The organism is Streptomyces araujoniae (genome assembly GCF_050871195.1).
Lineage (GTDB): Bacteria > Actinomycetota > Actinomycetes > Streptomycetales > Streptomycetaceae > Streptomyces > Streptomyces bacillaris.
Window position 1 is genome coordinate 5,953,297 of the sequence record NZ_CP194070.1, and the last position, 14,770, is coordinate 5,968,066.

At 64.7% G+C, this 14,770-nt stretch carries 2 protein-coding genes, 1 tRNA gene and 3 rRNA genes; 5 read left to right on the plus strand and 1 reads right to left on the minus strand.

Going from position 1 to position 14,770, the window contains the following annotated elements; translation table 11 throughout:
* Positions 1-590: 590 nt before the first annotated feature.
* From ACQ9ZG_RS25790 to ACQ9ZG_RS25805, 4 genes are all read left to right on the plus strand, one after another.
* Positions 591-2,116: ribosomal RNA gene (locus ACQ9ZG_RS25790) — 16S ribosomal RNA — on the plus strand.
* 301 nt (positions 2,117-2,417) lie between these two features.
* Positions 2,418-5,543, plus strand: a 23S ribosomal RNA gene (locus ACQ9ZG_RS25795).
* A 78-nt stretch (positions 5,544-5,621) separates the two neighbouring features.
* Positions 5,622-5,738: ribosomal RNA gene (gene rrf, locus ACQ9ZG_RS25800) — 5S ribosomal RNA — on the plus strand.
* The 16S, 23S and 5S rRNA genes sit together here with 1 tRNA gene alongside, the layout of an rRNA operon.
* Before the next feature lie 226 nt (positions 5,739-5,964).
* Positions 5,965-6,037: transfer RNA gene (locus ACQ9ZG_RS25805), tRNA-Thr, on the plus strand.
* Positions 6,038-6,101: 64 nt separating this feature from the next.
* Here the strand turns inward: ACQ9ZG_RS25805 and ACQ9ZG_RS25810 are convergent.
* The gene (locus ACQ9ZG_RS25810; protein ID WP_032756274.1) at positions 6,102-8,729 is read right to left on the minus strand and encodes a SpoIIE family protein phosphatase; all 2,628 of its coding nucleotides are present in this window, start codon (positions 8,727-8,729) and stop codon (positions 6,102-6,104) included.
* Between the two features lie 397 nt (positions 8,730-9,126).
* On the opposite strand from ACQ9ZG_RS25810, the gene ACQ9ZG_RS25815 reads away from it, so the two are divergent.
* Entirely contained in the window at positions 9,127-14,559 is a 5,433-nt protein-coding gene (locus tag ACQ9ZG_RS25815) for a HAMP domain-containing protein (RefSeq protein ID WP_499281267.1), read from the plus strand.
* Positions 14,560-14,770 lie beyond the last annotated feature (211 nt).

Consider the following 14,770-nt stretch of genomic DNA (forward strand, 5'->3'; position numbering starts at 1 on the left):
GCCCCGCTCCAGTACGTTGACGTCTCCGCCTGAACGGGAAGCACCGCGCGCACTTGTGTGCCCGGACCACCCTGCACGGGGCGGGAATTCCGACTCAGAATCTCTGATAAAGTCGGATCCGCCGAAAGGCAAGGCCACTCCACTGGCCACCGGAAATCGAATTCGGACCGGAAACGGAACGAAAAAGAGTCTGGTAAAGTTGGAACCGCCGGAAAGGGAAAACGCGAAAGCGAAGAACCTCGAAAGCACCCCGCTTCGACCGGGTTCGGACACTGGAAAGCGTCTGATAGAGTCGGAAACGCAAGACAGCAGGACAGAGAAGTGAATGAAGGGAAGCGCCCGGAGGGGCCCGGTGATACGGGACCGAAGGAAGCGTCCGTTCCTTGAGAACTCAACAGCGTGCCAAAAGTCAACGCCAGATATGTTGATACCCCGGCCTGTTTCGGCAGGTTGGTGGTTCCTTTGAAAAGTCCTACGGTCACCATGTGGTGGTGGTAGGCGATACACAGCGAGGACGCTGTGAACGACGGGTCTTATTCCGACCTTGTTGTTCCGCTCTCGTGATGTGTGCACCCGATTACGGGTAAACATTCACGGAGAGTTTGATCCTGGCTCAGGACGAACGCTGGCGGCGTGCTTAACACATGCAAGTCGAACGATGAAGCCTTTCGGGGTGGATTAGTGGCGAACGGGTGAGTAACACGTGGGCAATCTGCCCTTCACTCTGGGACAAGCCCTGGAAACGGGGTCTAATACCGGATAATACTTCTGCCTGCATGGGTGGGGGTTGAAAGCTCCGGCGGTGAAGGATGAGCCCGCGGCCTATCAGCTTGTTGGTGGGGTAATGGCCTACCAAGGCGACGACGGGTAGCCGGCCTGAGAGGGCGACCGGCCACACTGGGACTGAGACACGGCCCAGACTCCTACGGGAGGCAGCAGTGGGGAATATTGCACAATGGGCGAAAGCCTGATGCAGCGACGCCGCGTGAGGGATGACGGCCTTCGGGTTGTAAACCTCTTTCAGCAGGGAAGAAGCGCAAGTGACGGTACCTGCAGAAGAAGCGCCGGCTAACTACGTGCCAGCAGCCGCGGTAATACGTAGGGCGCAAGCGTTGTCCGGAATTATTGGGCGTAAAGAGCTCGTAGGCGGCTTGTCACGTCGGATGTGAAAGCCCGGGGCTTAACCCCGGGTCTGCATTCGATACGGGCTAGCTAGAGTGTGGTAGGGGAGATCGGAATTCCTGGTGTAGCGGTGAAATGCGCAGATATCAGGAGGAACACCGGTGGCGAAGGCGGATCTCTGGGCCATTACTGACGCTGAGGAGCGAAAGCGTGGGGAGCGAACAGGATTAGATACCCTGGTAGTCCACGCCGTAAACGTTGGGAACTAGGTGTTGGCGACATTCCACGTCGTCGGTGCCGCAGCTAACGCATTAAGTTCCCCGCCTGGGGAGTACGGCCGCAAGGCTAAAACTCAAAGGAATTGACGGGGGCCCGCACAAGCAGCGGAGCATGTGGCTTAATTCGACGCAACGCGAAGAACCTTACCAAGGCTTGACATATACCGGAAAGCATCAGAGATGGTGCCCCCCTTGTGGTCGGTATACAGGTGGTGCATGGCTGTCGTCAGCTCGTGTCGTGAGATGTTGGGTTAAGTCCCGCAACGAGCGCAACCCTTGTTCTGTGTTGCCAGCATGCCTTTCGGGGTGATGGGGACTCACAGGAGACTGCCGGGGTCAACTCGGAGGAAGGTGGGGACGACGTCAAGTCATCATGCCCCTTATGTCTTGGGCTGCACACGTGCTACAATGGCCGGTACAATGAGCTGCGATGCCGTGAGGCGGAGCGAATCTCAAAAAGCCGGTCTCAGTTCGGATTGGGGTCTGCAACTCGACCCCATGAAGTCGGAGTTGCTAGTAATCGCAGATCAGCATTGCTGCGGTGAATACGTTCCCGGGCCTTGTACACACCGCCCGTCACGTCACGAAAGTCGGTAACACCCGAAGCCGGTGGCCCAACCCCTTGTGGGAGGGAGCTGTCGAAGGTGGGACTGGCGATTGGGACGAAGTCGTAACAAGGTAGCCGTACCGGAAGGTGCGGCTGGATCACCTCCTTTCTAAGGAGCACTTCTTACCAGGCTTTGCCTGGTCAGGGGCCAGTACACCGGCGAGTGTCCGGTGCTGGTTGCTCATGGGTGGAACGTTGACTATTCGGCACGGTCTATCGGTTTCTGTCAGTACTGCTTCGGCGTGGAACACAGGAGGTGAGGGATCGTGTCGGGCACGTTGTTGGGTGTCTGAGGGTGCGGCCGTTTGGTCTGCCTTCTGATCCGGTCCCAGTGAACTTGCCCCTGTTGGGGTGGGGTGGTGGGTGGCTGGTCGTTGTTTGAGAACTGCACAGTGGACGCGAGCATCTGTGGCCAAGTTTTTAAGGGCGCACGGTGGATGCCTTGGCACCAGGAACCGATGAAGGACGTGGGAGGCCACGATAGTCCCCGGGGAGCTGTCAACCAAGCTTTGATCCGGGGGTTTCCGAATGGGGAAACCCGGCAGTCGTCATGGGCTGTCACCCGCTGCTGAACACATAGGCAGTGTGGAGGGAACGAGGGGAAGTGAAACATCTCAGTACCCTCAGGAAGAGAAAACAACCGTGATTCCGGGAGTAGTGGCGAGCGAAACTGGATGAGGCCAAACCGTTTACGTGTGATACCCGGCAGGGGTTGCGTATGCGGGGTTGTGGGAGTTCTCTTTCACAGTCTGCCGGCTGTGAGGCGAGTCAGAAACCGTTGGTGTAGGCGAAGGACATGCGAAAGGTCCGGCGTAGAGGGTAAGACCCCCGTAGCTGAAACATCAACGGCTCGTTTGAGAACCACCCAAGTAGCACGGGGCCCGAGAAATCCCGTGTGAATCTGGCGGGACCACCCGCTAAGCCTAAATATTCCCTGGTGACCGATAGCGGATAGTACCGTGAGGGAATGGTGAAAAGTACCGCGGGAGCGGAGTGAAATAGTACCTGAAACCGTGTGCCTACAAGCCGTGGGAGCGTCGCTGGCAGCACTTGTGCTGTCAGTCGTGACTGCGTGCCTTTTGAAGAATGAGCCTGCGAGTTAGCGGTGTGTAGCGAGGTTAACCCGTGTGGGGAAGCCGTAGCGAAAGCGAGTCCGAACAGGGCGTTTGAGTTGCACGCTCTAGACCCGAAGCGGAGTGATCTAGCCATGGGCAGGTTGAAGCGGAGGTAAGACTTCGTGGAGGACCGAACCCACCAGGGTTGAAAACCTGGGGGATGACCTGTGGTTAGGGGTGAAAGGCCAATCAAACTCCGTGATAGCTGGTTCTCCCCGAAATGCATTTAGGTGCAGCGTCGTGTGTTTCTTGCCGGAGGTAGAGCACTGGATAGGCGATGGGCCCTACCGGGTTACTGACCTTAGCCAAACTCCGAATGCCGGTAAGTGAGAGCGCGGCAGTGAGACTGTGGGGGATAAGCTCCATGGTCGAGAGGGAAACAGCCCAGAGCATCGACTAAGGCCCCTAAGCGTACGCTAAGTGGGAAAGGATGTGGAGTCGCAGAGACAACCAGGAGGTTGGCTTAGAAGCAGCCACCCTTGAAAGAGTGCGTAATAGCTCACTGGTCAAGTGATTCCGCGCCGACAATGTAGCGGGGCTCAAGCGTACCGCCGAAGTCGTGTCATTCCAGCATGTACCCCCAACGGGGGCTGGGATGGGTAGGGGAGCGTCGTGTGCCGGGTGAAGCCGCGCCGGAAGGCAGTGGTGGACGGTTCACGAGTGAGAATGCAGGCATGAGTAGCGATACACACGTGAGAAACGTGTGCGCCGATTGACTAAGGGTTCCTGGGTCAAGCTGATCTGCCCAGGGTAAGTCGGGACCTAAGGCGAGGCCGACAGGCGTAGTCGATGGACAACCGGTTGATATTCCGGTACCCGCTTTGAAACGCCCAGTACTGAATCAGGCGATGCTAAGTCCGTGAAGCCGGCCCGATCTCTTCGGAGTTGAGGGTAGTGGTGGAGCCGATGAACCAGACTTGTAGTAGGTAAGCGATGGGGTGACGCAGGAAGGTAGTCCAGCCCGGGCGGTGGTTGTCCCGGGGTAAGGGTGTAGGACGCACGGTAGGCAAATCCGTCGTGCATATAGTCTGAGACCTGATGCCGAGCCGATTGTGGTGAAGTGGATGATCCTATGCTGTCGAGAAAAGCCTCTAGCGAGTTTCATGGCGGCCCGTACCCTAAACCGACTCAGGTGGTCAGGTAGAGAATACCGAGGCGTTCGGGTGAACTATGGTTAAGGAACTCGGCAAAATGCCCCCGTAACTTCGGGAGAAGGGGGGCCACGCCTGGTGATCGGACTTGCTCCGTGAGCTGGGGGTGGCCGCAGAGACCAGCGAGAAGCGACTGTTTACTAAAAACACAGGTCCGTGCGAAGCCGTAAGGCGATGTATACGGACTGACGCCTGCCCGGTGCTGGAACGTTAAGGGGACCGGTTAGCTGCTCTTCGGGGTGGCGAAGCTGAGAACTTAAGCGCCAGTAAACGGCGGTGGTAACTATAACCATCCTAAGGTAGCGAAATTCCTTGTCGGGTAAGTTCCGACCTGCACGAATGGCGTAACGACTTCTCGACTGTCTCAACCATAGGCCCGGTGAAATTGCACTACGAGTAAAGATGCTCGTTTCGCGCAGCAGGACGGAAAGACCCCGGGACCTTTACTATAGTTTGATATTGGTGTTCGGTTCGGCTTGTGTAGGATAGGTGGGAGACTGTGAAGCGGCCACGCCAGTGGTTGTGGAGTCGTCGTTGAAATACCACTCTGGTCGTGCTGGATGTCTAACCTGGGTCCGTGATCCGGATCAGGGACAGTGTCTGATGGGTAGTTTAACTGGGGCGGTTGCCTCCTAAAGGGTAACGGAGGCGCCCAAAGGTTCCCTCAGCCTGGTTGGTAATCAGGTGTTGAGTGTAAGTGCACAAGGGAGCTTGACTGTGAGACCGACGGGTCGAGCAGGGACGAAAGTCGGGACTAGTGATCCGGCAGTGGCTTGTGGAAGCGCTGTCGCTCAACGGATAAAAGGTACCCCGGGGATAACAGGCTGATCTTCCCCAAGAGTCCATATCGACGGGATGGTTTGGCACCTCGATGTCGGCTCGTCGCATCCTGGGGCTGGAGTCGGTCCCAAGGGTTGGGCTGTTCGCCCATTAAAGCGGTACGCGAGCTGGGTTTAGAACGTCGTGAGACAGTTCGGTCCCTATCCGCTGTGCGCGTAGGAATATTGAGAAGGGCTGTCCCTAGTACGAGAGGACCGGGACGGACGAACCTCTGGTGTGCCAGTTGTTCTGCCAAGGGCATGGCTGGTTGGCTACGTTCGGAAAGGATAACCGCTGAAAGCATCTAAGCGGGAAGCCTGCTTCGAGATGAGTATTCCCACCTCCTTTGAGGGGTTAAGGCTCCCAGTAGACGACTGGGTTGATAGGCCAGATGTGGAAGCCCTGTGAGGGGTGGAGCTGACTGGTACTAATAGGCCGAGGGCTTGTCCTCAGTTGCTCGCGTCCACTGTGTTAGTTCTGAAATAACGAACAGCCGTGATATTGCCCGGTGTTCATAGTTTCATAGTGTTTCGGTGGTCATTGCGTTAGGGAAACGCCCGGTTACATTCCGAACCCGGAAGCTAAGCCTTTCAGCGCCGATGGTACTGCAGGGGGGACCCTGTGGGAGAGTAGGACGCCGCCGAACAATTTTTGTGGGAAAGCCCCGCACCCTTGTGGTGCGGGGCTTTTCTGCGTTTCCGGACCCGATACGGGATGAACAGGCCCCTCGCTTGCCGGTCAGGTGAGGGAGAGAGAAGGAAGGGGAAGCGGGTGGGCGAGCTGCTGGAGAGGTGCCTCGGAGCCGGCCGGGAGCGATTATGCACATCCCCTGATCCCGTGTATGGTTTACCTCGTTGCCACAGCGCAGCAAGGCCCCAATAGCTCAGTCGGTAGAGCGTCTCCATGGTAAGGAGAAGGTCTGCGGTTCGATTCCGCATTGGGGCTCAGAGAAAAGGAAAGGCCCCCACCATTCGGTGGGGGCCTTTCTTGTCGTTGGGTGGTTCCGGCCTCAGGCGAGGGGCGGTTCCGGGACGCGCATCGCCAGGATGGCCATGTCGTCCGAGGCGGGCTCCGCCGCGAAGCGCTCCACCGCCCGCAGGATGCGTGCGGCGACCGCTCCGGCCGTCAGGCCCGTACAGGTCGACAGGACGTCCGCGAGGCCGTCGTCGCCGAGCATGCGGGTGCCCTCGCGGCGTTCGGTGACGCCGTCCGTGACGCAGAGGAGGACGTCGCCCGGGTCGAGGGTGACCTCCTGCTCGTACAGCTCCAGGTCGTCCAGGACGCCGAGCAGGGGCTGCGGTTCGGCGGCGGGTTCCACGGTGCCGTCCTGGCGCAGGCGCAGCGGCAGCGGGTGTCCGGCGCAGACCACCTTCAGGAGGGCGCTGCCGTCCTCCTGGGGCCACAGCTCGCCGTACAGGAGGGTGAGGAAGCGGCTGCGGGCGCCCTCGTCGAGGATCGCCGCGTTGAGACGCTCCAGGACCGCCGGGCCGGGGAAGCCCTCGCGGGCCAGCAGGCGCAGGGCGTGGCGGGCCAGGCCGGTGACGGCGGCCGCCTCGGGGCCCGTACCGCAGACGTCGCCGATGGCGAAGCCGTACGCGCCGTCGCGGATCGGGAAGACGTCGTAGAAGTCGCCGCCGACCTCGTTGCCCTCGCCCGCGGCGCGGTAGATGACCTCGATCTCGACGTTCGGCACGTCGGGGAGGCCCGGAGGCAGCAGGCTGCGCTGGAGGGACTGGCTGATGGCCATGCGCTCCGAGTACAGCCGGGCGTTGTCCAGGGCCAGGGCGGCCCGGCGGGAGAGGTCCTCGGCCAGCTCCAGGATCTCCTGGCGGAAGTGGTCGTCCGAGGGCTTGCCGAGCGTCAGCATGCCGATCACGCGGTTCCGGGCGACCAGCGGCAGGACCACCGTCTCGCCGCCGACCGCCTGGGCCGTGGCCAGGATCGTGCGGGTGGCCGTGGACATGCTCAGCGGCGCGTCGTGGTCCAGGCTGCGGGTGGAGGTGGAGAGAGCCGCGCGGTGGCCGGCCTCGGACGGGGCGGCCCAGATACGGGCGCCCGGCGTCGGGACCGGGTCGGGCGGGGAGATCTTGGAGAGCAGGGCCTTGAGGCCGTCGATCAGGTCCTCGTCCTCGTGGAGCACGTACGAGAGGTACGGGTCGGAGGACTGGTCCGCGATCGTGTAGACCGCGCACCAGGTGGCCAGGGTCGGGACCGTCATCTGGGCCATCAGCGCTAGCGTCTGGTCGCGGTCCAGGGTTCCGGCCAGCAGGTCGGAGGCCTCGACCAGGAAGGAGAGGGAGCCGCGGCGGAGCCGTTCCAGCTCACCGAGGCGGGCGGACTCGACGGCCAGGGCGATGCGGTCGGCGGCGAACTGGAGGCGCAGGGCCTCCTCGTTCGAGTAGCGCCCCGGGGCCTCGGCCGCGACGCCGAGGGAGCCGGTCAGCCGGCCCTCGACCTTGAGCGGGACCGTGACGACCGAGCGCATCCCCGTGTCGGTGAGGAGCGGGACGGCGCCGGGGACGGCCGTGAGGTCCTCGTGGACGGCCGGCATGCGGGCGGAACCGTAGCGGCCCGTACCGGCTTCCACGGGCACCCTGGCGAAGCGCTGGCGGGCGGAGGGCAGGCCGGTCGTGGCCCGGACCTCCAGCTCGGTCTCGTCGTCCGTGGCCAGCAGGAGGAACGCGGCGTCCGCGTCGAGCATGTCGCGGGCCCGCTCGACCGTCCGCTGGAGCAGGCCGTCCAGGTCGTCGGGGGCGGGGGAGCCGATGAAGACCTCGAACGGGTCCGTGGTGCGGTTCTCGGCGGAGGAGTCGGAGACCGGGGCGCGGACCGGGGACTGCAGGACGGCCCGCTCGTGGTCGCGGACGAGGAGACAGACCGTGGACGGTTCGCCGTCGGTGTCGCGGACCCGCAGGTGCGAGGCGTAGACGGGGATGGTCCGGCCGTCGGCGCAGCGGATGCCGTAGCTGCCCTCCCAGCGGGAGAGCCGGAGCGCGTCCGCGATGCCGGTGTTGGTGCCCGGGGTGTGCGGCCACGCCACGAAGTCGGTGAGCTGCTTGCCGGCGACCTGGTCCGGGGCGTGGCCGAAGAGGAAGGCCGCGTCGTCGTTCCACGCGGCGATCGAGCCGGAGTGGTCGATCTGGACGACGGCTACCCGTACCCGCTGGTCCGCCACCGGCAGCAGCGCGGTCGGCAGCAGGGGTCCGGCGGACCGGATGCCGACCGGGCGCTCGGGGAGGTCCAGCTGAAACCAGACATGTTTGCGCGTGGGGGTGTACTCGACGCCCCAGCGGGCGGCCAGGGCCGCGCAGAGCAGCAGACCCCGGCCGTTCTCACGGTCCGGGGAGCCGAAGTCGAGCCCGGTGCTCTGGAGCGGGACCTCGCGCTCCGGATAGTGGTCGGCGACCTCGACACGTACGCCGTCCTCGGAGCGGAGGCAGAGGACGTCGGCCGCCGTGCCCGCGTGGATCACGGCGTTGGTCACCAACTCGCTGGTGAGGACGACGGCGTCGTCGACGACATCGTTGTACCCCCACCCCTGGAGGGTGTCCCGGACGAAGGCGCGGGCGGTCGCGACAGAGCGCCCGACCGGTTCGAAGGTGGCGGCCGCGCGCGCGGTGATCACAGCACTCCCCATATGGTGTCTCGTCGCTTCCCCGAGTCCTGTGCCCGTTTCTCGCCGCTTCGATTCGCTTGCCAGGCTAGACGTTCGTCAAGGGTGCCGGGTACACGAGGGCCGAGATCGGGACAGGACGGTACGGGTCGTGCGCGGGCGCACGAGTATGCACCCCGGTGGCAGGGACGGGGTGCGAGTGGGGGAGGTTGCCCGCCGACCTGTTCCGGCCTGGTACGTTGCAACGATTTGACGTCCGCCCGGTCACCCGTTGACGGTGTGCTGTGGCGGTGAGCCAAAGTGGAACTGGGCAAGCTTCCGGATAGGCCCGAGCGAAACGGTCAACCCCTGCGGGAGGGACACGGTGGAGTCTGGCGTGGCGGCGCGGGGTTCTCATACGCGTACAAAAGGCGGACAGTCCGTGAAAAAGCAGCGCAATGGCACCGTCGAGGTCGACGCGGCAGCTCTGAACAGACTGCTGGCTGGTCTCGTGGCGATGCGCGACGGCAATTTCCGCAGGCGGCTGACCGTCTCCGGCGACGGCGTGATGACGGAGATCGCGGCGGTCTTCAACGAGGTCGCGGACCGCAATCTGCATCTCACCGGCGAGCTGGCGCGGGTGCGGCGGGTGGTCGGGCGTGAGGGCAAGCTGACCGAGCGGCTGGAGACGGGGGCCCTGGAGGGCTCCTGGGCGGCCGCGATCGACGCGTCCAACGAGCTGGTCGACGATCTCGCGCGGCCGGTCTCCGAGGTGGGCCGGGTGCTGTCGGCGGTGGCCGACGGTGACCTGGAGCAGCGGATGGAGCTGCGGTCGCACACGACGGACGAGACGGTACGGCCCCTGCGCGGCGAGTTCCTGAAGGTCGCCCGTACGGTCAACAACCTCGTCGACCAGCTGTCGGTCTTCACCGAGCAGGTGACGCGCGTCGCCGTGGAGGTCGGTACCGAGGGCAAGCTCGGGGGCCAGGCCCAGGTGCGCGGGATGTCCGGCTCCTGGAAGGACCTCACGGACTCCGTCAACACGATGGCGTACCGGCTCACCGCCCAGGTGCGGGACATCGCGCTGGTGACGACGGCGGTCGCCAAGGGGGACCTGTCGCGGAAGGTCACCGTCCATGTGGCCGGTGAGATGCTCCAGCTGAAGAACACCGTCAACACGATGGTCGACCAGCTCTCGTCGTTCTCCTCCGAGGTGACGCGCGTCGCCCGTGAGGTGGGTACCGAAGGCGAGCTGGGCGGTCAGGCGACCGTGCCGGGTGTGGCCGGGGTGTGGAAGGACCTCACGGACTCCGTCAACACGATGGCGGGCAACCTCACCTCCCAGGTGCGCGGGATCGCCGAGGTGACGACGGCGGTCGCCAGTGGTGACCTGACGCAGAAGGTCACGGTGAGCGCGCGCGGCGAGGTCGCCCAGCTCGCCGAGACGATCAACCAGATGACCGAGACGCTGCGCACCTTCGCGGACGAAGTGACACGTGTGGCGAGCGAGGTCGGTGGTGAGGGTCTCCTCGGCGGTCAGGCGCAGGTGCCGGGGGCCGCGGGGACGTGGAAGGACCTCACCGACTCGGTGAACACGGTCTTCCGGAACCTGACCACGCAGGTGCGGGACATCGCGCAGGTGACCACGGCGGTGGCCAGTGGTGACATGTCGCAGAAGGTCACGGTCGACGTGGCCGGGGAGATGCTGGAGCTGAAGAACACCGTCAACACGATGGTGGACCAGCTCCAGTCGTTCGGTTCCGAGGTGACCCGCGTGGCCCGGGAGGTCGGCGTCGAGGGCCGGCTCGGCGGTCAGGCCGAGGTGCCGGGGGCCGCGGGGACGTGGAAGGACCTCACCGACTCGGTGAACACCGCCTTCCGCAACCTCACCGGACAGGTGCGGGACATCGCGCAGGTCACCACGGCCGTGGCCAACGGTGACCTGTCCCAGAAGGTCACCGTGGACGTGGCCGGGGAGATGCTGGAGCTGAAGAACACCGTCAACACGATGGTGGCGCAGCTCTCCAGCTTCGCGGACCAGGTGACGCGGATGGCCCGGGACGTGGGCACCGAGGGCCGTCTCGGCGGTCAGGCCCGGGTGGACGGTGTCTCCGGTACGTGGAAGGAGCTGACGGACTCCGTCAACTTCATGGCCGGCAACCTCACCTCCCAGGTGCGGCAGATCGTCCAGGTGACGACGGCGGTGGCGCGGGGCGACCTGTCGCAGAAGATCGACGTGGACGCCCGGGGCGAGATCCTGGAGCTGAAGAACACGATCAACACCATGGTCGACCAGCTCTCCGCCTTCGCCGACCAGGTGACCAGGGTCGCCCGTGAGGTGGGTACGGACGGGCGGCTGGGCGGCCAGGCGCAGGTGCCCGGTGTGGCCGGAGTGTGGCGCGATCTCACCGATTCGGTGAACGGGATGGCGGGGAACCTGACCGCTCAGGTCCGTAACATCGCGCAGGTCGCCACGGCAGTGGCGCGGGGTGACCTGTCGCAGAAGATCGACGTGGACGCCCGGGGCGAGATCCTGGAGCTGAAGAACACCCTCAACACGATGGTGGACCAGCTCTCGAACTTCGCGGAGCAGGTGACGCGGGTCGCCCGCGAGGTGGGCACGGAGGGGATCCTCGGCGGCCAGGCCGAGGTGCAGGGCGTCTCCGGTACGTGGAAGGACCTCACCCAGTCCGTCAACGGCATGGCCAACAACCTGACCCTCCAGGTCCGGAACATCGCGGAGGTCACGACCGCGGTCGCCAAGGGCGATCTCTCCAAGAAGATCACCGTCGACGCCAAGGGCGAGATCCTCGAACTGGTGACGACCGTCAACACGATGGTCGACCAGCTGCTGAACTTCGCGGACGAGGTCACGCGGGTGGCCCGTGAGGTGGGCACCGAGGGGATTCTCGGCGGTCAGGCGCGGGTGCGCGGGGCGACCGGCATCTGGAAGGACCTCAGCGACAACGTCAACCTGATGGCCAACAACCTGACCAGCCAGGTGCGGAACATCTCCCGGGTCTCCTCCGCGGTCGCCAACGGCGATCTGACGAAGAAGGTCACCGTGGAGGCGCGCGGCGAGGTCGCGGAGCTGGCCGACACCGTCAACACCATGGTGACGACGCTCTCCTCGTTCGCGGACGAGGTCACGCGCGTGGCCCGCGAGGTGGGTACGGAGGGTGAGCTGGGCGGCCAGGCCCGGGTGCCCGGCGTCTCGGGGACCTGGAAGGACCTCACGGAGTCCGTGAACTCGATGGCCTCCAACCTGACCGGGCAGGTGCGGCAGATCGCCACGGTCACCACGGCCATCGCCAAGGGCGACCTGACGAAGAAGATCGACATCGACGCGCGCGGCGAGATCCTGGAGCTGAAGAACACCATCAACACGATGGTCGACCAGCTCTCGTCCTTCGCCGACCAGGTGACCAGGGTCGCCCGTGAGGTGGGTACGGAAGGGCAGCTGGGCGGTCAGGCGCGGGTGCGGGACGTGGACGGGACCTGGCGCGACCTCACCGAGTCGGTGAACGAGATGGCCGGGAACCTGACCCGCCAGGTGCGCGCCATCGCGGCCGTCGCCACGGCGGTGACGCGCGGCGATCTCAACCTGAAGATCGACGTGGACGCGGCCGGGGAGATCCAGGTCCTCCAGGACAACATCAACACCATGATCGCCAACCTGCGCGACACCACGCTCGCCAACAAGGAGCAGGACTGGCTCAAGGGCAACCTGGCCCGTATCTCCGGTCTGATGCAGGGCCGCCGCGATCTGGACGACGTGGCCTCCCTGATCATGAGCGAGCTGACGCCGGTGGTCTCCGCCCAGCACGGCGCGTTTTTCCTGGCCATGTCTCCGGGCGACTCGGACGAGGTGGGTCCGGACAACGGCGACGACGGTGCGTACGAGCTGCGGATGCGGGGGAGTTACGGCTACTCCGCCGGGTCGATGCCGACCTCGTTCCGCCCCGGCGAGACGCTCATCGGGACGGCGGCCGAGGAGAAGCGGACGATCCAGGTCGACAACGTGCCGCCGGGCTATCTGAAGATCTCCTCCGGTCTCGGGGAGGCGCCGCCCGCCCATGTGATCGTGCTGCCGGTGCTGTTCGAGGGCAAGGTGCTCGGGGTGATCGAGCTGGCCTCCTTCCAGCCGTTCACGCATATCCAGCGGGACTTCCTCAACCAGCTCGCCGAGATGATCGCGACGAGCGTGAACACCATCAGCGTCAACACCAAGACGGAGAAGCTCCTTGAGCAGTCGCAGGAGCTGACCGAGCAACTGCGCGACCGATCGCAGGAGTTGGAGAACCGGCAGAAGGCCCTCCAGGCGTCCAACGCCGAACTGGAGGAGAAGGCCGAGCTGCTGGCCCAGCAGAACCGCGACATCGAGGTGAAGAACACCGAGATCGAGGAGGCGCGGCAGGTGCTGGAGGAGCGCGCCGAGCAGCTCGCGGTCTCGATGCGCTACAAGTCCGAGTTCCTGGCGAACATGTCGCACGAGCTGCGCACCCCGCTCAACTCGCTGCTGATCCTGGCCAAGCTGCTGGCGGACAACGCCGAGGGCAATCTCTCGCCGAAGCAGGTGGAGTTCGCCGAGACGATCCACGGGGCCGGTTCCGACCTGCTCCAGCTGATCAACGACATCCTCGACCTGTCGAAGGTCGAGGCGGGCAAGATGGACGTCAGCCCGACCCGTATCGCGCTGGTGCAGCTGGTCGACTACGTGGAGGCGACCTTCCGCCCGCTCACCGCGGAGAAGGGGCTCGACTTCTCCGTACGGGTCTCGCCGGAGCTTCCGGCCACCCTGCACACCGACGAACAGCGCCTCCTCCAGGTGCTGCGCAACCTGCTGTCCAACGCGGTGAAGTTCACCGACAGCGGGGCGGTGGAGCTGGTGATCCGGCCGGCCGGGGCCGATGTGCCGAACGCGATCCGGGAGCATCTGCTGGAGGCGGGTTCGCTGCGGGACGCGGACGCCGATCTGATCGCGTTCTCGGTGACCGACACCGGGATCGGGATCGCCTCCAGCAAGATGCTGGTGATCTTCGAGGCGTTCAAGCAGGCGGACGGCACGACGAGCCGCAAGTACGGCGGTACGGGGCTCGGCCTCTCCATCAGCCGGGAAATCGCGCGGCTGCTCGGCGGCGAGATCCACGCGGCGAGCGAGCCGGGCCGGGGGTCGACCTTCACCCTGTACCTGCCGCTGCACCGCGCCGAACTGCCCCCGCAGGGCTTCCCGCAGGTGGGTTCCGGTTCCGGCGAGGCAGTGGGCGCCGGCACCGAGAACGGGCAGGCGCCCCAGGGCGGCGAGTCCGCCCCGCTCGGTGACCCGGCCAATTCCGCGGGGGTCTTCCGGCGCCGCCGCAAGGCCCTCGGGGACGCGGCCAGGCGGCCGGCGCTGCCCGCCGGCCGGGCGCAGGGCGAGACCGTTCCGCAGGAGGAGTGGGTGCAGGGCGGTGCGGGTGCGTCGGAGGAGGCTGCGGAGCCCAGGCGGACGTTCCGGTTCCGCGGTGAGAAGGTGCTCATCGTCGACGACGACATCCGCAACGTCTTCGCGCTCACCAGCGTGCTGGAGCAACACGGACTCTCCGTGCTGTACGCCGAGAACGGCCGTGAGGGGATCGAAGTCCTGGAGCAGCACGACGATGTGACGGTCGTCCTGATGGACATCATGATGCCCGAGATGGACGGGTACGCGACCACGACCGCGATCCGGCGGATGCCGCAGTTCGCCGGGCTGCCGATCGTCGCGCTCACGGCGAAGGCGATGAAGGGCGACCGGGAGAAGGCGATCGACTGCGGCGCTTCCGACTATGTGACGAAGCCGGTCGACCCTGATCATCTGCTTGCGGTGATGGAGCGGTGGATGCACGGAGAGTGATCGGATCCATCGTGAATTGGCGTGAGTTGCTGACCGACTGTGCGCGAACGGGTGTGAAACCGCTGCATCCGGGGAACCTTCTGGTCTCCCACCGCGTTTGCGGTATGTGCACAGTGACATCGCGGTGACAGGGTGTGGTGACGGGCGGGGTGCGGCTACCATGACCGGCACAAGGACGGACGGCGTAAGGGAGTCGTCCCCTGGGGCGGCA